A 19,383-nucleotide genomic window follows, 5' to 3' on the forward strand; every position below is an offset into this window, starting at 1 on the left:
CAAACGGAGACGGCATGGCGATTTCGCGCCATGCCGTCTCCGTTCGGTGACTGGTCGTTACGACAGGGAGGGCGTGTTCTCGCGCTCCTCGGTGTCGGCGGCGTCTGCTGCCGGCCTCCGGGCATCCGCGAGCTGGGCCGCCTCGAGTTCTTCGGCTTCCTCACCGCCGATGGCCTCACCGCGGGCAACGAGACCCGCGACATCGGAGAGCTTGATCTGCTTGAGGAACAGCGACAGAAGGAACGCCAGCCCGATGAAGGGGAGGAGGTACCAGAAGACCGGCGCGAGGGCATCCGCGTATGCCGTCACGACACCGTCGCGCAGGGCATCCGGCAGCTGGCTGAGCGTCTGCGGATCGAGTGTCGCCGTGGCGTTCGCCGCGTCGGAGGCGCTCGCCCCTGCCCCGGCGAAGACGTCGGTGAGGTTGTCGGTGAGCCTGGTGGTGAAGATCGTTCCGAAGACGGCCACGCCGAGGGATGCACCTACTTCACGGAAGTAGTTGTTCGTGCTCGTCGCTGTTCCGATCATCGAGGCGTCGACGGAGTTCTGGGTGACCAGGACGACGACCTGCATGATGAGTCCGAGGCCTGCGCCGAAGACGAACAGGTAGATGCAAATGAGCCAGATCGGTGTGTCGGCGGTCAGCGTCGTCATCGCGACCATGGCTGCACCGGTGATGAGCGTGCCCAGGATCGGGAAGATCTTGTACTTGCCCGTGCGGGTGATGGCCACACCGGAACCGATCGAGGTTCCGATCAGGCCGACCATCATCGGGAGCATGAGCAGACCGGATGCCGCAGCAGACGTCCCAGAGGACATCTGGAGGAATGTCGGAACGAAGCCGATGGCAGCGAACATCCCCAGCCCGAGCGTGAGGCCGATGGCCGTTGCGTTGACGAAGATCGGGTTCTTGAAGAGCGACAAGGGGATGATCGGGTCCTTCGCCCTGGCCTCGACGAGAACGAAGATGAGTGCCGAGACAACCATTCCGATGCCGAACAGCCAGGTCTCGATCGCGTCCCAGCCGTGGTCGGAGTCGCCACCGAAGTCGGTGAAGAAGATGAGGCAGGTGGTGAACGCCGAGAGGAAGATGACACCCAGGATGTCGATCGGTGCAGTCGCCTTCTTGTTCGGCAGTTTCAGCGTGAACCATGCGACGGCGAACGCGGCGATCCCGACGGGGATGTTGATGTAGAACGCCCACTGCCAGGTCATGTGGTCGACGAAGAAACCGCCGAGGAGCGGGCCGCCGACGGCGGACAGTCCGAAGACGGCGCCGAGGGGTCCGAGGTACTTGCCTCGCTCGGAGGCGGGCACGATGTCGGCGATGATCGCCTGCGAGAGGATCATCAGCCCGCCGCCACCGAGGCCCTGGACGGCGCGCCAGACGATGAGCTGGGTGAAGTCACCCGCGAACGCGCAACCGACCGATGCGATCGTGAACAGGGCGATCGCGATGAGGAAGAGGTTGCGCCGTCCGAGCACGTCACCGAACTTGCCGTAGACAGGCATGACGATCGTCGTGGCCAACAGGTAGGCGGTGGTCAGCCAGACCTGGTGCTCGACACCGCCGAGCTGCCCGACGATCGTCGGCATTGCGGTCGAGACGATGGTCTGATCGAGGCTCGAGAGCAGCATCCCCGCGATGAGCGCGGCGAAGATGATCCAGATTCTGCGTTTGGTGAGGAGAAGCGGCGCTTCTGCTGTGGATGTCACTGGTGGGCCTTTCGGGGGAGTGGGGGAGTGAGGACCGCGCGGATGGCGGAAAGTGAGTCGGTGAGTGCTGCGCCGAAGTCTTCGGCCACTCGGGGATCCGAGATCCGGTCAGCCGTCGAACGCATGACTGTTGCGACGATGTCGATCGCGGCGCGAGCGTGCGGGTCGTCCGCGGGAACGCCCTCCCGTTCGGCGACGAGCGCGACGAGGCCGGCTTCGCGTTCCCGCCCCGCTCCGATGAACCGGGCCAGCAGCCTCGGTTCGCGTTCGAGGACCTTCATGAAGGCGATGTGCTCCGTCGCATCGTGTCCGGCCGAGCCGATGTGCTCGACCGCGAAGTCGATCAGGTCGTCCACGACCGCGGCCCAGCCCCTGGACCCCCGCGACCGGAAGTCTTCGGTGAACTTCGCCATGTCTTCGGTCTCGTCGACGCCGAGGACGGCATCTTCTTTCGATGGGAAGTAGTTGAAGAATGTGCGGCGGGAGATGCCGACCTCGGCACAGACCTCTTCGATCGTGAACCCGTTGAGGCCGCGTTCAGCCGTGAGGCGCCTGCAGAGTGTCGTGACAAGGGAGGCGGTCGCCTGCTTGCGCAGAGCGGCCCGGTTCTCGGTTGCACTTTCATTCATAGAGTGCACTATTGCACTTTGTGTGTGATTGTGCAAATTGTGCGCAGGAGCGACAGCCGAGCGTGAGGGGGAGCGGCGAAACGCGATGCGAAAAAGGGGGGGTGTCAAGTACGCTTGACATCAGCCGCCAGCTCGGCTTATCGTGTCAAGTGTGCTTGACACGCAGCGGAAGGTGGCACCATGACGGCATCGCAGGACACCAGTGGCTATCGGGCCGAGATGAGGGCAACAGGGGGACTGGTGGCCTGGACTGTCGCCTGGGCTGCGAGTCTGGCTCTCGCCCGATTCGGCCCTGAGATCTGGGGGGACTTGCCATCGGTGACGTGGGCGGCAGTGCTTCTGAACCTGGCCGTCGGCATCGGCTGGATCATCGCGTTCACTCGTTTTCTCCGGGCGCTCGACGATCTGCAGCGCAAGATCGTGCAGGATGCTCTCGCGGTCACCCTGGGGGTGGGATGGGTCGCCGGATTCGGCTACGTCGCCGCAGAGGCCGCCGGCCTACTTTCCATCGAGGTGGACGCCGCGGTTCTTCCAGCCTTCATGGGTGTCGCCTTCATGGTCGCCTTCGTCGTCGGGAAGATCCGGTACCGATGAGGAACGCCATCGCATCGCTCCGGTCGGAGCGCTCGTGGACCCAGGCGGACGTGGCGCAGCGCGTCGGCGTGTCCCGGCAGACGATCAACGCGATCGAGACGGGCAAGTTCGACCCGAGCCTTCCTGTGGCCTTCCGCCTCGCGCGGCTGTTCGGGCAGAGGATCGATGAGATCTTCTTCGACGAGCAGAGCGAGGATGGCTCCTTGGCCTGATCGGAGGGGAGGTGTCGTTTCGCACGGGGACTGCCCTTCGAATCGCTTTGTTGACATAATGTGCATTATCGGCACAAAAGCGGAAGTGGCGGGTTCTCCTGGGCTGCGCCGGGTTGCCCCTTCTGCAGGCCGTCTCGCGCCGGTCGCGTCCTGGCCCCGCGACGGCAATGATCGGCCGGCCGAATAGTCCGCCGTTGTCGTGCCGGCAGACGCGTCGTGGCGCGGGTCGTCCGGCGCTGCGCGGGTGATTAATCACCCGCGCGACGCCGATTCACCAGCGTGAGTGCGGCTCCTCCGCAGGACGAGACGCCACCCGATTTACTTGACATAATCGTGCGGCGAGTCTCCTCCGCCCCTGACCGGGGCTATCCGCCGAAGTCGGCGGTGTCTCCGACGTATCGGGTGTTCTCGGTGGGAACCGGCTCCACGGCGGCGGCGGCCACCTCAGCGGCGAATTCGCCGACGTTGTAGAGCTTGCCTGCGGCATCCTTGCGGGCGCTGATGGCACCGGGGTTCGCACGTTCGAGCAGCGTCGCCGTGATGGTTCCCTCGATCATGTCGCCCGAGACGACGACGAACTCGATGCCTTTGGCGGCGAGTTCAGGGATACGCGCACGGAGGGCATCCTCTCCCGCGCGCTTCGACAGGGCGACCGGCTCGTATTCGGGCATGGTCGGCGTCGTGCGGATGAAGTGCGCCTGGTGGCTCGTGACGAAGACCACACGGGAGCCGTCGTGAAGCAGCCCCAGGGCGGAATCGAGCACATTGACCTGGGCGTCACGGTTGAGCTGCATGGCGTAGTCGGCGGCCATGCCGCTCTCCATGCCGCCAGACGCGTTGAGGACGAGCACGTCGAGGTGACCGTACCGCTCCGCGACAGTGTCGAACATCGCCTGGACGGATGCCGGGTCGGTCAGGTCGGCTCCGACCGTGATGGCGGTGCCCCCGAGCGCGCGGATCTGGTCGGCGAGCTTGATCGCCCGCGCTTCCTTGTTACGGAAGTTGATGACGACATTCGCGCCTGCCTCGGCGAAGTAGCGCACGGTGTCTGCGCCGATCCCGCGTGACGATCCGGTGACGAGGACGTTCTTGCCGGTGAGCGAACCTGCGGCGAGAGGGTTGGACACGGTAACTCCTTCGAGACGGTGGCGTTGCGGCGACGGCGGCAATCCCAGCCTCCGAGACTATCAAGAACTCCACGGCACCGACCGCCCACCTGATAGATTCAGGAGTAACACTGGCCCCACGGGTGGCGGCTGGAAGGGGCGTGACATGGACTGGATCGTTCAGTACTCATGGGTGATCTGGCTGGTCCTGATCCTGCTGTTCGTCACCATCGAGATGCTCACTCTCGAGTTCACCTTCCTCATGCTGGCCATCGGCAGCTTTGTCGGCCTGGTCTCCGGCCTCTTCGGTGTCCCCTGGTGGGCGCAGTTCCTCATCGGCGCCGCGGCATCCGTTGTGCTCCTGCTGCTCGTCCGTCCGCCACTGCTCCGTGCCCTCCGCAAGGGCGAAGACCCGGCCAAGAGCAACGTCGACGCCCTGCTCGGAGCCCGCGGCCTCGTCGTTCAGACCGTCTCAGGTCACGGCGGCCAGGTCAAGCTCTCGAACGGCGAGCTGTGGACCGCCGTCGTTCCCACCGACTCCCCCGCAACAAGCCTGGAACCCGGGACCGCGGTGCGCGTGCTCGCCATCGAAGGAGCGACCGCGGTGGTCGTGCCGAACTGAGAGGAAACCCGACATGACTCCTGCTGAATTCGTGGGAACCACCATCGGATGGATCATTGCGATCGTCATCGTCATCTTCATCGTTGTGGTGCTGTTCAGGGCCATCCGGATCATCCCGCAGGCCTCGGCCGGGGTCGTCGAACGCCTGGGCAGGTATCACAAGACACTGCAGCCGGGGCTGAACATCCTCGTCCCGTTCATCGACCGGCTCCGTCCCCTGATCGACATGCGCGAACAGGTGGTGTCCTTCCCGCCGCAGCCGGTGATCACCGAGGACAACCTCGTCGTCTCCATCGACACCGTCGTCTACTTCCAGGTGACGGATGCGCGCGCTGCCACATACGAGATCGCCAACTACCTCGGCGCAGTGGAGCAGCTCACCACGACGACGCTTCGTAACGTCGTCGGTGGGCTCAACCTCGAAGAGGCACTCACGAGCCGTGACAACATCAACGGGCAGCTGCGCGTCGTCCTCGATGAAGCGACAGGCAAGTGGGGCATCCGCGTCGGTCGCGTCGAGCTCAAGGCCATCGACCCGCCCCTCTCCATCCAGGACTCGATGGAGAAGCAGATGCGCGCCGAGCGTGATCGCCGTGCGTTGATCCTCACCGCTGAGGGAACCAAGCAGTCCGCGATCCTTACCGCTGAGGGTGCGCGGCAGGCCGCGATCCTCAGCGCCGAAGGTGATGCGAGGGCGGCCGTGCTTCGTGCGCAGGGTGAGGCCGAGGCGATCACAACCGTCTTCGACGCCATCCACCGTGGGGACCCTGACCCGAAGCTGCTGGCGTACCAGTACTTGCAGACGCTGCCGAAGCTCGCAGACGGATCGGCGAACAAGCTCTGGATCATCCCGTCCGAACTCACCGAAGCGCTCAAGGGGCTCGGCAAGGCGTTCGTCACGGGAAAGGGAGACGACCGGCCGTACGCTCCCCCGGCCGCACCGACCCCTGACGTGCCGTCGAGCATCTTCCCGCCGGCAGCGCCGCCATCGGCCGCTCCCCCGATCCCGCCCACTCCCCCGGCCTCCGAGTAGGCCATGGACGTCGAGCGTACGGCCTCGGTGTATTTCGATCCGCCGGGGCCGCGCGTCTTCGCGCACAGAGGGCTCGCAACGAACGTGCCCGAGAACACGATCGCCGCGTTCCAGGCAGCGGTGGATGCCGGCGCGGTGTATCTCGAGACGGATGCCCACGCCACAGCCGACGGGGTCGCCGTTCTCGTGCATGATCCGGAGATCGTCGTCGACGGGGTCACGCACGCCGTGCGCAACCTCACCCTGAGCCAGCTGCGACAGCTCGACCTTGGCCTCGGCCACCATGTGCCGACTCTGGCCGGTGCGCTCGTCACGTTCCCCGACATCCGGTTCAACATCGATGTGAAGTCCGAACAGGCGGCAGGCCCGGTGTCGCACGCGATCCGGGCGGAGCGGGCGACCGACCGGGTGCTCATCACCTCGTTCGACGAAGCACGACGCGCACGCGCCACCGCGTCACTTCCCGGTGTCGCCACGTCGGCGTCGTCGGAGCGCTTCAGCCGTGCATTTCTGGGCGCGCGGCTGGGTTCGGCGGCGCTCGTCCGTTCGGCACTGGGCGACATCTCGAGCGTGCAGATCCCCGAACGGCACCGCAACCTGAAACTGGTGACGGCCCGGACGGTTCGAACGTTCCACCGCGCCGGTGTCGAGGTCCACGTCTGGACCGTGAACTCCCCCGCGGACATGAGCCGGTTGCTCGACCTCGGAGTCGACGGAATCATCACCGATCGTGCCGACCTTGCCCTCCCCCTCGTGGCCGCGAGACGCCCAGGGACCAAGTCTGGGCGTTAGCTGGGAGAAAGCCCCTGACGACAGAGCCGTTCCCCAGCTTGGGGGTCTATAACTGGACTCAGCGAGCGAGAGGGGACCATAAAATGGCAGATCGTAGTTTGCGCGGAATGCGCCTCGGCGCCCAGAGCCTACAAAGCGAAGAGGGCGTCGTATTTTCAGAACGAGCACGGTCGGTGTACCTGTGCCCGGAGTGCAGCCACGAAAGCGCACTCATGTTCGCCGCCGATGCGGAAGCCCCTGACACCTGGGAGTGCCGCAACTGCGGCGCGGAAGCGGTGCTCATGGTGGGTTCTGAGCCGGTCACGATCGACCGCTCGGACCAGAAGCAGGCACGCACCCACTGGGACATGCTGCTCGAACGCCGCAGTCGTGATGAGCTCGAGGAGCTTCTCGAGGAACGACTGACGTTCCTGCGCGCCCGCCGCGGCCAGAACAAGATCGGCGCTTAGTCCGCCTTCGACACGATTCGGGCGTCAGCATTGTGCTGGCGCCCGTTTTTCGTGCGCAGGAGCAGGGCGACCGCGAGAGCGAGCAAGCCGAAGTACGACACGAACGACTCGATGTGCCCGCCGAGGATCATCGCCGGCGTCTTGTCGTTGACCAGTGGAACGTCGTAGACCATGTGGCCCGGCTCGTAGGCGGGAATCTCGGTCAGGGTCGCACCGTCAGGGCCGATCATCTGGCTGGTGCCGACGGTGGAGATGTTCACGATGCTCCGTGACGACTCGATCGCCCTCAACCGAGCGATCGCCAGCTGCTGCTGGTTCTCATCGGTGCGGCCGAAGTCGGCGTTGTTCGTCTGCGCGATGATCACCTGCGCTCCCCTGTCGACGGCCTCACGGGTCAGGGCGTCGTCGACGATGTCGAAACAGATCGAGATCCCCGCGATCACGCCGTTCACGTCGAACACGTTGTCGCGGGTTCCCGGCGTGTATTCGCGACCGACGAGCCCGATCAGGTCTGGCGCGAACGGCTCCCAGAAAGCCCGGTCAGGAACGTACTCGCCGAACGGCACCGGGTGCTTCTTGTCGTAGAAATCGACGGCTCCCTCGCCGGACTTCCAGAGCAGCGAGGTGTTGTAGAACCGACCCTCGCGTTCCTGGATCGTGCCGACGATCAGCGGTGCACCCGTCTGCGCACCGAGGTAGTCGAGAACGGATGCCGCCTGCGGCACGGTCATCGGGTCGAGGTCAGACCCGTTCTCGGGCCAGACGATCATGTCGACCTGCGTTCCGACGAGCGGCAGGGTCGCCGACGCCTGGGCGGAGAGGATGTCCCCCGGTTCCCGCTCGTCGAAGTAGCCGGCCTTGCCATTGCCCTGGACGGCCGCGATCGTCGACGTGCCGCGCTCGATGACGGGCCACGCGGGCAGGGCGATCAGCAGGGCGGCCGCGATCGCGGGAGCGAGCAGGCGGGTGGACCAGAAGGCGACCTCCGGCTCGCGGAGGAACTGGATCAGGAATGCGACGAGCCAGACCAGCACGAAGCTCAGCCCGCTGATGCCGATCCAGGCCACGAGCGGCGCGAACGGACTCTCCGACTGGCTGAGGGCGATGCGGCCCCAGGCGAACCCGCCGTACGGCCAGGTGCTGACGAGAGCCTCCCGTGCGGTCCACAATCCTGCGACAACGATCGGAAGGAGGCCCACTCGGGCCAGCGGGGTCGGCCAGACCCGCGGAATCCACCGGAACGCCAGCGTGAGAAGGAGGGCGCCGACGGCGAAGAAGATCGACTCGAGCACCGACAGTGCGACCCACGGGACGTCGCCCAGATACAGCGTGATCCAGGAGATGTGAACGAGGTAGAACGAGACGCCCGCGATGAAGCCGGTGAGCAGTGCGCCCCACGCGCTGCGCCCGATCAGGGCGACGAGGATGAGACCGACGCCGACGATGGCGAGTGGCCAGATGCCCTTGTCGGGGAAACCGGCGTCCAGCACCGGTCCTGAGGCGGCTGCGACGATCACGGCGGCGAGGAGCGGGAGCGGCGGGCGCGTCGGGGCTGTCACGACTCCAGCCTAGATTGCCCTGGCTGGGTGTCTGATCACACGGCGCTGTATGCGACGATCCCCCTGCGGATCGCCTCGAGAGCCTTGCGGGCGTTTCGGCCCACTCCCCCGTCGGCGACGATCGAGAGCTGGTCGAGCAGGTCGATCGTCTGCTTGGTCCAGCGGACGAAATCGCCTGCGGCCATGTCCGCCTCGGTGAGGACGACGTTGAGGCTCGAGCCTCTCGCCCATTTGTGCATCGCGACGCACAGTCCGGTCGCGAGCGGTTCGCTCCCGGGAAGGCGGTTCTCCTGCTCGGTGTCGTCGAGCCTCGCCCACAGATCCTGGGTCTTGTCGAGAGCGATGCGGAATGCACCCTTCGGGAGATACCTGTCGGCGATCGAGCCTTCGTCCCTGCGGGGCTCGAAGACGATGCAGCACGCCATCGCTGCCAGGCTGGCCGGGTCGAGGTCGTTCCAGACGCCGCGGCGGAGCGCCTCGGCGACGAGGAGATCCCGTTCGCCGTAGATCCGCTTGAGGGTGCGCCCGGCGGCGCTCAGCTCGACCTGGCCGTTCTCGTCGCGGAGAAGGTACTCGTACTCGAGGAGCACGTCAGTGACGCGGTCGAAGATCTTTGCGACGGCGCCGGTGCGGGTGGAGATCTGGCGGCTGAGCTGGTCGGTCTGCCTCTTCAGGGTGAACCAGCGCTCGGCCCACCTGGCGTGCTGCTCGCGATCGGAACAGCCGTGGCACGGGTGCGCGCGCATCCGTTTGCGGAGAGAGACGAGCTGGCGCTGGCGGCGCTCGTTCTGCGACCTGGACTGGTGTTCAGGGTGAGTGCTCTTCCGTTCGAGGTCGGTCAGTTCGCGACGGATGCCCGCGTACTCGGCGAAATCGCCCAGGTGACAGGTCATCGCTTCGCGGTACTTTTCGAGGGACCCTTCCTGCTCGCGAACCTTGCGTGCCATGCCGACGACGGCCCTGTCCGCCTGGAACTGGGCGAACGAGGACTCGAGGATCTCCCTGGTCCGCTCTCGGCCGAACTGGTCGATCAGGTTCACGGCCATGTTGTAGGTGGGCTTGAAGCTGGAGTTGAGCGGGTAGCTCCTGCGGGAGGCCAGCGATGCCACCGACTGTGGGTGCAGCCCCTCCTGCCAGGCGATGACCGCGTGACCTTCGACGTCGATCCCGCGACGCCCCGCGCGCCCGGTGAGCTGGGTGTACTCCCCCGGGGTGATCGGAACCCGCGCTTCGCCGTTGAACTTCTCGAGTTTCTCGAGGACGACGGTGCGGGCAGGCATGTTGATTCCGAGCGCCAGGGTCTCGGTGGCGAAGACAGCCTTGACGAGCTTGCGCCTGAACAGCTCCTCGACGACCTCCTTGAAGGCAGGCAGCATGCCGGCGTGATGCGCGGCGATGCCTCGCTCCAGGCCGTCCAGCCACTCCCAATAGCCGAGAACTCCGAGATCCTCGTCCTGCAGCGCCGAACAGCGCTCTTCGACGATCTCCCGGATCTCATCGCGCTCGTGCGCTTCGGTGAGGCGGATGCCCGATCGGAGGACCTGCGCGACGGCCTGGTCGCATCCGACCCTGCTGAAGATGAAGAAGATGGCCGGCAGCAGGTGGTGCTCGTCGAGCAGGTCGACCACCTGTCCCCTGTCGACTCGCTGCTGGGTGCGCTGGCCCCGCTTGGCGTTGTACCTGCTGACGTCCTTGTACTGCTTCGAGTTGAGGGTGCGCCCGCCAAATTGCGCCATCCTGACCAGCTCGGGGTTCACCGAATGGGTCTCGGCCAGGCTGGGTGCGGCGAAGAGGTCGATGAGCTTGCCGCCCATGAGGACGTGCTGATCGAGAGGGACAGGGCGTTCCTCCGAGACGATGACCTCCGTGTGCCCGCGGACGGCCTGGAGCCAGTCCCCGAACTCCTCGGCGTTCGACACCGTCGCGCTGAGTGAGACCATCCGAACCTCCTGTGGGAGGTGGATGATGACTTCTTCCCAGACGGCGCCGCGGAATCGGTCGGCGAGGTAGTGCACCTCGTCCATGACGACGTAAGCGAGGTCGGCGAGCAGGTCGGAGTCGGCGTACAGCATGTTGCGGAGGACCTCTGTGGTCATCACGACGATGCGGGCCCTGGCGTTGATGTTGGTGTCACCGGTGAGCAGTCCGACGGAATCGGCACCGTACTCCGCGACGAGCTCGTTGAACTTCTGGTTGCTCAGCGCCTTCATCGGCGCTGTGTAGAAGACCTTCGCCCTGCTGCGCTGCATCGCGGCATAGATCGCGAACTCGGCGATGATCGTCTTCCCTGCCCCGGTCGGTGCGGCGACGAGCACGCTGTTGCCTGCCTCGACGCTCGCACAGGCCTCGAGCTGGAACGGGTCGAGGTCGAATCGCTGCTTCGCGCGGAACGCGTCGAGCAGGGGGGTCTTGCGCTGGGCGGCCGCGTAACGCTCCGCGGGGGAAAGATCGACGGTCACACCGCCAATTCTGCATCGAATGCGAGCTGGCGCTTCGCGGCGCGGCGGTCGTGCAGGAAAGCGACACCATAGGAGGCGAAGTAGAGCAGCACCATCGGGACGGCCAGGATGAACATCGAGATGACATCGGCAGCCGGTGTGGCGACGGCGCAGAACAGTGCGATCACCAGGACGGCGACCCGCCACGACTTGATGATCGTCTTGGCGCTCAGCACGCCGACGAAGTTCAGCAGGACGAGGAAGACGGGGACGACGAACGCGATCCCGACGGCAAGCACGAGCTTGAGCACGAAGTCGAAGTAGACGCCGGCGTTGAAGAAGTTGGACGCGTCGGCCGGCGTGAATCCGACCATCAGCTCGACGATGTGCGGCATGACCATCCAGCCCGCAGCGCAACCGGCGAGGAACAGCGGCACAGCGCTGAGCATGAAGCCCAGGGCGTAGCCGATCTCCTTGCGGGTCAGCCCTGGCACCAGGAATGCCCAGATCTGATAGAGCCAGATCGGGCTGGAGATGACGATGCCGATCGTGAACGCGACCTTCATGCGCAGGTCGAAAGCCCCGGTTACGTTGTCGAAGTTGAGCAGCGCCTGCCCTCGGCCCTCCGCGATCTCTGTGATCGGGGCGGCCATGGCCGAAATGGCGAAGTCGGAGACGACGAAGCCGATGATCATGGCGGCGACGATGCCGATGGCGCTGATGAACAGGCGTTTGCGCAGCTCGACCAGGTGCGCACCGAGCGACATCCGGCCTTCGGCGTTCCTGCCCTGTTTGATACGGGCGGCCACGAACCCTACGGTTTCGTCTGGGACCCGGGGGCACCCGTGGTCGGGTTCACTCCGGCCGACTGCTCGCTGGGCGCAGGGGTCGTGTCGATGGTCGCTGCCGGAGTCACCGGGGTCACAGGAGTGCCGGTGGCGTCGTCGACTTTGTCCTTGTCCTTGTCGGTCTTGATCTCAGCCTTGAAGATCTTCATCGACTGTCCGACGCTCTTCGCCAGACCGGGCAGCTTGGGAGCACCGAACAACAGAAGCACCAGGAACACGATGACGAGCAGGTGCCATCCCGTGAGGTTGCCAAAGATTCCCATGATGTGTCCTTTTAGTCAGTCGTGTATCCGGCTCAGTTTACAGTGGATTTCCGGATGTCGCGTGCCTCATTGCTCGTCAACTCGTTCAGCGTAGCGGTCGAGGGCCGCCTGCGCCCAGTCAGCCACGCGCGCACGCGCCGTGTCGGGCCCGATCACCGTGACGACACCGGAAAGGCCGGCGATGAGCCGCTTCAGTCCGTGGTGGTGGGCGACGTGAAGGGTGACCCGCGACCGCCCGTTCCTGCCGTGCACCGGGGCATCCGTCGTGACGTATTCGGCGATCATGCCGATCGCATCGTCCGGCAGCTCGACGACCACGGCGAGATCGGTGTCCGAGCTCTCGAACAGGCTGTCTGTGAGAGCCACCTCCCCGGCGTGATGGCTGATCGGCTCGTCGGTCGCCACGAGGTTGCTCATCCTGTCGAGCCGGAATGTGCGCACGGCCTGGCGGAGGTGATCCCATCCCCTGAGGTACCAGTCCTGGTCGAGCGACTGGATACGGAGGGGGTCGACGCGGCGTTTCTCGGCCTCGCCCCTGGAGTTGAGGTAGTCGAACTCGATCCTGTGCCCTGCGGCGACCGAGTCGCGGATGCGGGACAGTGTGCTGTCGACCTCGCTCGAACCGACGGCGACCTCGCTCGGCCTGCCGCTCGAGCCGCGGGCGAGTTTGGACATCAGGGATCCGAGCACGTCACGGTCGGCCTGCTCGGGCAGCGAAGAGAGGTACTGCAGCCCGGCGATGAGCGCAGCGGCCTCACGGGCGGAGAACCGGGGCGAGTCATCGATGGCCACGAGGTGGGTGATGACGATCTCGTCACTGTCCTCGAACAGGTCCCAGTCGATGTCGAAGAGGTCTTCGTGCTGGTAGGAACTCGTCTCCCCCGGGACGCCGGAGACGGCGATGAGGCGCACCGATTCCCGGATCAGTTCTTCGTCCACCCCGAAGTGCCTGGCCGCCTCGGCGACGGAGACGTGCCCGTGGTCCATCAGGTACGGGACGAGGGAGAGCAGGAATGCCAGTTTGTCCCGTGCGTGCAGTGCAGCTTTAGCCACGGTTCTCCCCCGTCAGTGATCCGGTGCCCGACCCGCCGCGGTGCGAGCGGACGGTCTTCACGTGGCGGGCGATCACCGCGTCGACGAGTCGGCGTGGGGACTCGACGAGGACCTCAGGGCCGAATGCGGCGAGTTCGTCTGCGAGCACATCGACGTCCGTGTAGTGGAGTTCGAGGGTGTCGTCCGAGGAGGCCGAAGCCCGCTTGGCGAGCCGGGTTGCGGCATCCGTTCCCGGCTCCACCCGGATGACGGCGCGTTGCGACGCCCAGAGTGCGTCGAGGTCGTTGAGTGACTTCTCGGCGTAGCCGCCGCTCTCGCTGCGCTTCCAGGTGCGCTTCACCGGCACGACGGGCCCGACGATCCTGGACAGCAGGAAGGTGCGCCCGTCGTCGACGGTGAGGTCGTGGGCAGAGAGGTGCCAGCGGCCGTGATGCTGGACGAGGGCGAGGGGTGCGACCGTTCGGGTCCTGGCGCGGGACTCGCCCGGCTTGAGGTACGGGAACTCGACGACGCTGTTGAGGTCGAGTGCCTGCCTGAGCGGCTCGAAAGCACTCTCCCGGATCCGAACGCGCGGGGCGTATCCGATCACCGGTTCATCCGACTCGATTCCGAGGGACCGCAGCTTCAGGATGGCGCGGTGCGACTCGTCCGACAACGAGCCCTGGCGCCACACCGTCGCGGCCAGCGACAGCATCGCGATCTCGGCGGGCGAGAAGGTGAGCTCCTTGGGCAGATCGTATTCCCCCTTGGGAATGCGATAGCGGGTGAGCTGATTGTTGCCTGGGTCCCCCGGCGACTCGACGGTCTCGAGCGGGATGCCGAGTTCGCGGATGTCATCCTTGTCGCGCTCGAACTGGCGCTCGAGGCTGGCGTTGCCACCCGAACTCGAATAGCGCTGCCGATACCCCTGCACCGTCGAGAGGATCTCCGACTTCGTCAGGCCCTGCTCGGTCGCGAGCAGGGCAAGGACGAGGCTGAAGAGACGTTCCTCGACGGCGACGCGCTGCGCTGCTGCTTCGGTGGGTTCTGACACGACTTCATCCTAGTTGCGCGGCAGGCGCTGGGACGGTCAGGAGATGGTGCCGAGGATGTCGACGACGAACACCAGGGTCGAACCCGCCGGGACGGCGCCGCTCGCCTGGTCGCCGTATGCGAGCTTCGGCGGGATCACGACGAGGACCTGCGACCCGACCTTCTGGCCGACGAGGGCCGTCGCCAGGCCCGGGACGATCGCGTCTGCGGTGAAGACCGTCGGAACGCCCTTCTCCCATGACGAATCGAAGACGGTCCGCTCTTTCCAGAGCACGCCGGTGTAGTGGACGACCATCGAGTTGCTCGTGGTCACCTCGTCGCCGTCGCCCTCCTTGAGTACCGCGACCTTGAGATCTGTCGGCGGGTCGGACTTGGGGATGGTGAGTCCTGGGGTGCCGTCCGCAGCGGTCACCACCGACGGGAAACCCGGTTCGACGATCGGGCGGTCTGCCCCGTTCGCCTTGGCCAGGAAAGCGTCCGTGATGTCGGCGACCATGATGATCGAGTCGTCTTCGCCGAGGCCTGCGGCTGCGCCGTCTGCACCGAATGCGTCCGCGCTCGGCATGGCTACGGCGATGCGTGAGCCGACCGTCGCGCATTGCAGGCTCTCGGTCATGCCTGGAAGCAACTGCGACGGGAGGTAGACCGCGGGGTCGGTGTACGCGGCCTGCTCGATGGCTTCACCCGTCGTGCCGTTGTAGAGCGCGAAGCTCATCTTCACGAGCTGGTCGCCGTCGATGACGGTTCCGTCGCCCTCGGTCACGACAGTGCGCTCGGTCTGCTTCGCCTTCAGCGGCGTCGGGATGTCCACCGTCGGGGCCGAACCGAAGTCACCGGTCACGGTGATGAGCTGCGAAGCCTTCCCGTCGGGAGTCGTCGACTCGCAGGCATCCGCAGCAGAAGGCGCGCAGCCGGTGAGGGCGGCCGTCAACAGGCCGGCGGACAGGAGCAGTACAGGTGCCTTGCGCACGGGATCTCTCTTCGATGCTGGGAGGGCGGATGCGACGAGGTCGCGTGGCTATTTTAGTCGGTCAGGGTGCCGTCGGGTTCCGCGGCGTCGTCCACGGCATCCGGCGCGTCGTCGAAGGTGCGGGAGCGGCTGAGCTGAGCGGAGTTGTTGGCGGTGCGGACCCGCTTGCGCAGGATCTTGGCGCTCACGTTCCGTTCGCCGAGAGCACCGGGGGTCCACAGCTCGACGTCCTCGTCGCTGAAGTCGGACTTGCTCGGCCGGCGCTTCAGCTCGGGCAGGACGGCGCCGTGGGCGAGCCTGCGGGCGGTGATGAGGAAGCCGGTGTGGCCGATCATGCGGTGGTCGGGCCGCACGGCGAGTCCTTCGACGTGCCAGCCCCTGACGATCGTCTCGTTGGAGTCGGGGTTGGTGAACCGGCCCGTCACCCGAATCGCCTCGGCGACACGGGAGAGCTGGGTGACGGTCGCCACGTAGCAGAGCAGGACCCCTCCCGGCTTCATCGCCGTCGCGCACTCGTCGATGCACTCCCACGGGGCGAGCATGTCAAGGACGACGCGGTCGACCGATTCCGGTTCGACCGTGTGCGGGAGGGTCTCGGTGAGGTCACCGACGGAGACCCGCCAGTTCTCCGGGTCGTAGCCGAAGAAGGTGGCGACGTTGCCCCTCGCCACCTCGGCGAATTCGTCTCGGCGTTCGAAGGACTCCAGGCGCCCGGTCGGTCCGATGGCACGCAGCAGCCACAGTGACAGAGCCCCAGAGCCGACGCCCGCCTCCACGACGGTCGCTCCGGGGAAGATGTCCGCCTGACCGACGATCTGGGCGGCATCCTTCGGGTAGATGATGGCAGCGCCGCGCGGCATGGACATGACGAAGTCGACGAGCAGCGGCCGGAGAGCCAGATATTCGATGCCGTCGCTCGTGGTGATGACCGAGCCGTCCGGGAGACCGATGATGCTGTCGTGCCCGACGATGCCGCGGTGGGTGTGGAATTCCTTGCCGTGCTCGAGCGTGATGGTGTTGCGCTTGCCCTTCGGGCCGGTGAGCTGCACACGGTCGCCCACTCGGAACGGCCCGGAGTTCTGCGGGCGTTCGTCAACGGGACGCTCGGCGTCGATCGATTCGGTCATCGTGGGGTTCCTTCGCTTCGGCCGGCGGCGACCAGGGCCGCCAGGTCGGTGCTGGTTCTGCCGGCCAGGGTCGGCCAGATGGTGTGGGTGGACGCCTCGGGGATGCTCACGGCGTGCGGGACGGCCACGGAGATCGCCCCTGAGGCGACGGCGGAGGCCAGCCCGGCCCGGGAATCCTCGATGGCCACGCACTCGGCGATCGGGACTCCGAGGAGTTCGGCTGCGCGGAGGTACGGTTCCGGGTGAGGTTTGGGGTGTTCGACTTCGTCGCCGGTGACGAGGAGGTCGAAGCCGTCGAAGCCGAGGTGCCCGACGACCTGTTCGGCCATCGACCGGATCGACATGGTCACGAGGGCGGTCTTCACGCCGAGGCCGCGGAGCTCTTCGAGCAGTTCGCGCGCCCCTGGCCGGAACGGGACGCCATCGCGGGCCAGCCGGTCCTGCACCCGGGAGGTGAGGTGGTGGACGATGTCGTCCTCGGTCATATCGACGCCGTGCGACTGCAGGACCCGCGCGGACTCCCAGAGTCCTGACCCGACGAGGGTCATGGCATCCTCGTAGGTCCAGGTGTGGCCGAAGGACTCGACGAGATCCGTCTCCGAGGAGATCCAATACGGTTCGGTATCGACGAGAGTGCCGTCCATATCCCAGAGGACGGCGGCGGGAAGCTGTGTAGTCACGGGTTTCAATGCTACCCGGTGGCGGACTGCGCCTATTCTTGGATGAACCCTCGCACCTGGCGCGGGTGGATCCACGGATTGGGGAGCTCTTGCTGAAGGGTCGACTGCTGGTTGTCGCGTTCGAGGGCTGGAACGACGCCGGAGAAGCGGCTACCGGTGCCGTCCGTGTGCTGCAGGAACAACTCGACGTCGCTCCTGTGCTCGAACTCGATCCCGAGTTGTACTACGACTACCAGTTCAACCGGCCGGTCATCGGCGTCGATGATGATTCCAGACGCCGGCTGACCTGGCCGACGGCCACCCTCTACGGTCCGTCTGCCCCGCAATCCCCTGTCGCCCCTCTCGCCGACGACGCCGAACTCAGCGTCTCTGGGGACAACGGCGGCAACGTGTACCTCCTCGTCGGCGTGGAGCCCTCACGCAGCTGGAAGGCGTTCACCGCCGAGATCGTCGACGCGGCGCTCACCGCGGACATCTCCGCCGTGGTGTTCCTCGGAGCGATGCTCGCCGATGTTCCGCACACACGGCCGATCTCGATTTTCGCGTCGAGCGAGAACCCCGAGGTCCGGTCAGAGCTGCAGATCGAGCGGAGCATGTACGAGGGTCCCGTCGGGATCCTCAGCGTCCTCGCCGAGGCAGCGGAGGACGCGGGCATTCCGACGCTCGCCATCTGGGCATCCGTTCCCCATTACGTGCACAACGCGCCGTCGCCGAAGGCGGTTCTCGCCCTCATCGACAAGCTCGAGGAGATCGTCGACGTCGTCATCCCCCGCGGTGACCTCGTCGAGGAGGCCAGCGAATGGGAGCAGGGCATCGATGCCCTCGCCGGCGAAGACGAAGACATGGCTGCATACATCCGTCAGTTGGAGCAGGCCAGGGACACGGTGGAATCGCCTGAGGCGAGCGGCGAGGCCATCGCCAAGGAGTTCGAGCGGTACCTGCGCCGCTCGGCGGACGGCAAGGGCGACGGCAGGAACGAACCGCCGACACCCCGCTAGCCGTCGGTCAGAGCACGACGCCGAGCAGGGCGTGCACGGCCCGCTGGAGCAGTGCAGGGTCGTCGACCCCTGCGGCGACGGCTGAGTCGATCACGCTGAGGGCTTTCGGGCTGTCGAGGTCGATGCGCAGCGCTTCGCGGAGCCTGGCGAGGGCATCGACGGCGGAGGCAGGTCCTGCCGCCGCCCCGTCGCCGAGCGCTGCGCTCCACCGGGCCAGGCGGTCCTGCGCGGTCGCAAGTGCGGCATCCGTCCATTCCCAGTCCGACCGGTAGTGGTGCGCGAGCAGGGTCAGGCGGATAGCGCGCGCGTCGATGCCCGACTCGACGAGCCGGGACACGAGCACGAGGTTGCCGAGCGACTTCGACATCTTCTCGCCCTTGTACGCGACCATGCCGGTGTGGCTGTACACCCGCGCCAGCGGATGCCCGCTCAGAGCTGCGGCGTGCCCAGCGCTCATTTCGTGGTGCGGGAAGATGAGATCGGATCCACCACCCTGCACGGTGAAGTCGCGACCGAGTTCCATCAGGGCGATGACGGAGCACTCGATGTGCCAGCCGGGACGTCCGGCGCCGACGACACTCGCCCAGGACGGCTCGTCGTCGCGGGCCGCTCGCCAGAGCAGCGGGTCGAGGGTGTCCCGCTTGCCCGCGCGGTCGGGGTCTCCCCCACGTTCACGGAAGAATCGAGCCATGGTCTCGGCGTCGAGGCTGCTGACCTCTCCGAGCGCCCACGGGCTCATCGTTGCGGCTGCGGCGCTGTCGAAGTAGATGTCGGACCCTGCCCGGCTCTCCGGTGTCGGCACCTCGTAGGCGACACCGGCGGCGACGAGCCGGCGGACGGCCTCGGCGATCTCATCGAGGACCTCGGTCACGGCGACGTAGTCCTCTGGCGGGAGGATGCTGAGCGCTTCCATGTCGCCGCGGAACAGTTCGACCTGGCTGGCGGCGAGTTCACGCCAGTCCACTCCGGTCGCAGCCGCACGTTCGAGCAGCGGGTCGTCGATGTCGGTGACGTTCTGGGTGAAGTGCACGTCGAGGCCGGCGTCGAGCCACACCCTCTGCAGGGTGTCGTAGGCGAGGTAGGTCGCCGCGTGGCCCATGTGCGTGGCGTCGTACGGCGTGATGCCGCAGACATAGATCCGTGCGGTGTCACCGGTGTGCGCCTCCACGAGCCCGCGCGTGGCCGTGTCATAGATGCACGGCGCCTCTGAGAGTCCTGGAAGGGTCGGAATCTCGGGTTTGCTCCATGCCTTCACTGTCCCA

General features: G+C 66.2%; 20 protein-coding genes. 7 read left to right on the forward strand and 13 right to left on the reverse strand.

Translation table 11 applies throughout. From position 1 onward, the window contains the following. Positions 1-57 precede the first annotated feature (57 nt). Both AC1M0F_RS01285 and AC1M0F_RS01290 read right to left on the reverse strand, forming a co-directional pair. On the reverse strand, positions 58-1,716 hold the full coding sequence (locus AC1M0F_RS01285) for an MDR family MFS transporter (protein WP_480236400.1): 1,659 nt from the start codon (positions 1,714-1,716) through the stop codon (positions 58-60). After that, on the reverse strand, positions 1,713-2,345 hold the full coding sequence (locus AC1M0F_RS01290; RefSeq protein ID WP_480236401.1) for a TetR/AcrR family transcriptional regulator: 633 nt from the start codon (positions 2,343-2,345) through the stop codon (positions 1,713-1,715). The genes AC1M0F_RS01285 and AC1M0F_RS01290 overlap by 4 nt, the downstream gene beginning before the upstream one ends. Before the next feature lie 180 nt (positions 2,346-2,525). Between AC1M0F_RS01290 and AC1M0F_RS01295 the strand changes: the two genes are divergently transcribed. Together AC1M0F_RS01295 and AC1M0F_RS01300 are read left to right on the forward strand one after the other, a co-directional pair. Next, positions 2,526-2,939, forward strand: a complete 414-nt coding sequence (locus tag AC1M0F_RS01295; RefSeq protein WP_480236402.1) for a hypothetical protein — start codon at positions 2,526-2,528, stop codon at positions 2,937-2,939. Beyond that, complete coding sequence (locus AC1M0F_RS01300) at positions 2,936-3,151, forward strand: helix-turn-helix transcriptional regulator (RefSeq protein ID WP_480236403.1); 216 nt, start codon at positions 2,936-2,938, stop codon at positions 3,149-3,151. Before AC1M0F_RS01295 ends, AC1M0F_RS01300 begins: the two co-directional genes overlap by 4 nt. A gap of 365 nt (positions 3,152-3,516) precedes the next feature. Here AC1M0F_RS01300 and AC1M0F_RS01305 read toward each other — a convergent pair whose 3' ends face one another. After that, positions 3,517-4,278 carry an SDR family oxidoreductase gene (locus AC1M0F_RS01305; protein ID WP_480236404.1) on the reverse strand — a complete coding sequence of 254 codons (762 nt, stop codon included), beginning with the start codon at positions 4,276-4,278 and terminating at the stop codon, positions 3,517-3,519. Between the two features lie 145 nt (positions 4,279-4,423). On the opposite strand from AC1M0F_RS01305, the gene AC1M0F_RS01310 reads away from it, so the two are divergent. From AC1M0F_RS01310 to AC1M0F_RS01325, 4 genes are all read left to right on the forward strand, one after another. Next, positions 4,424-4,879: an NfeD family protein gene (locus AC1M0F_RS01310; protein ID WP_480236405.1), complete on the forward strand. Its 456-nt coding sequence runs from the start codon at positions 4,424-4,426 to the stop codon at positions 4,877-4,879. A 13-nt stretch (positions 4,880-4,892) separates the two neighbouring features. After that, positions 4,893-5,912 (forward strand): SPFH domain-containing protein, encoded by a 1,020-nt coding sequence (locus AC1M0F_RS01315; RefSeq protein WP_480236406.1) that lies wholly within the window; start codon positions 4,893-4,895, stop codon positions 5,910-5,912. A 3-nt stretch (positions 5,913-5,915) separates the two neighbouring features. Then, positions 5,916-6,704, forward strand: coding sequence for a glycerophosphodiester phosphodiesterase family protein (locus tag AC1M0F_RS01320; RefSeq protein ID WP_480236407.1), 789 nt, complete (start codon positions 5,916-5,918; stop codon positions 6,702-6,704). Between the two features lie 83 nt (positions 6,705-6,787). After that, entirely contained in the window at positions 6,788-7,153 is a 366-nt protein-coding gene (locus tag AC1M0F_RS01325; protein WP_480236408.1) for an RNA polymerase-binding protein RbpA, read from the forward strand. Here AC1M0F_RS01325 and lnt read toward each other — a convergent pair. The 9 genes from lnt to AC1M0F_RS01370 all read right to left on the reverse strand — a co-directional run bounded on the left by lnt (position 7,150) and on the right by AC1M0F_RS01370 (position 17,123). Further along, positions 7,150-8,712, reverse strand: coding sequence for an apolipoprotein N-acyltransferase (gene lnt / locus AC1M0F_RS01330; RefSeq protein ID WP_480236409.1), 1,563 nt, complete (start codon positions 8,710-8,712; stop codon positions 7,150-7,152). The two genes, AC1M0F_RS01325 and lnt, sit on opposite strands and share 4 nt — an antisense overlap. 35 nt (positions 8,713-8,747) lie before the next feature. Continuing rightward, positions 8,748-11,171, reverse strand: a complete 2,424-nt coding sequence (locus AC1M0F_RS01335) for a DEAD/DEAH box helicase (protein ID WP_480236410.1) — start codon at positions 11,169-11,171, stop codon at positions 8,748-8,750. Next, on the reverse strand, positions 11,168-11,917 hold the full coding sequence (tatC, locus tag AC1M0F_RS01340) for a twin-arginine translocase subunit TatC (protein WP_480237338.1): 750 nt from the start codon (positions 11,915-11,917) through the stop codon (positions 11,168-11,170). The genes AC1M0F_RS01335 and tatC overlap by 4 nt, the downstream gene beginning before the upstream one ends. A gap of 47 nt (positions 11,918-11,964) precedes the next feature. Beyond that, positions 11,965-12,261, reverse strand: a complete 297-nt coding sequence (locus tag AC1M0F_RS01345) for a twin-arginine translocase TatA/TatE family subunit (RefSeq protein WP_480236411.1) — start codon at positions 12,259-12,261, stop codon at positions 11,965-11,967. A gap of 66 nt (positions 12,262-12,327) precedes the next feature. Further along, a complete protein-coding gene (locus AC1M0F_RS01350) occupies positions 12,328-13,314 on the reverse strand; it encodes a helix-turn-helix transcriptional regulator (protein WP_480236412.1) in 987 nt (328 codons plus the stop codon). Then, complete coding sequence (locus tag AC1M0F_RS01355; protein ID WP_480236413.1) at positions 13,307-14,347, reverse strand: helix-turn-helix transcriptional regulator; 1,041 nt, start codon at positions 14,345-14,347, stop codon at positions 13,307-13,309. Before AC1M0F_RS01355 ends, AC1M0F_RS01350 begins: the two co-directional genes overlap by 8 nt. A 36-nt stretch (positions 14,348-14,383) precedes the next feature. After that, positions 14,384-15,316 carry an FKBP-type peptidyl-prolyl cis-trans isomerase gene (locus AC1M0F_RS01360; protein ID WP_480236414.1) on the reverse strand — a complete coding sequence of 311 codons (933 nt, stop codon included), beginning with the start codon at positions 15,314-15,316 and terminating at the stop codon, positions 14,384-14,386. 53 nt (positions 15,317-15,369) lie between these two features. Continuing rightward, a complete protein-coding gene (locus AC1M0F_RS01365; RefSeq protein WP_480236415.1) occupies positions 15,370-16,443 on the reverse strand; it encodes a tRNA (adenine-N1)-methyltransferase in 1,074 nt (357 codons plus the stop codon). Then, positions 16,440-17,123 (reverse strand): HAD family hydrolase, encoded by a 684-nt coding sequence (locus tag AC1M0F_RS01370; protein ID WP_480236416.1) that lies wholly within the window; start codon positions 17,121-17,123, stop codon positions 16,440-16,442. Before AC1M0F_RS01370 ends, AC1M0F_RS01365 begins: the two co-directional genes overlap by 4 nt. Before the next feature lie 89 nt (positions 17,124-17,212). On the opposite strand from AC1M0F_RS01370, the gene AC1M0F_RS01375 reads away from it, so the two are divergent. Then, positions 17,213-18,121, forward strand: a complete 909-nt coding sequence (locus AC1M0F_RS01375) for a proteasome assembly chaperone family protein (protein WP_480236417.1) — start codon at positions 17,213-17,215, stop codon at positions 18,119-18,121. 7 nt (positions 18,122-18,128) lie between these two features. On the opposite strand, the gene mshC is transcribed toward AC1M0F_RS01375, so the two are convergent. After that, positions 18,129-19,376, reverse strand: a complete 1,248-nt coding sequence (gene mshC, locus AC1M0F_RS01380) for a cysteine--1-D-myo-inosityl 2-amino-2-deoxy-alpha-D-glucopyranoside ligase (protein WP_480236418.1) — start codon at positions 19,374-19,376, stop codon at positions 18,129-18,131. Positions 19,377-19,383 lie beyond the last annotated feature (7 nt).

It is taken from the genome of Mycetocola sp. Y719, assembly GCF_056713205.1.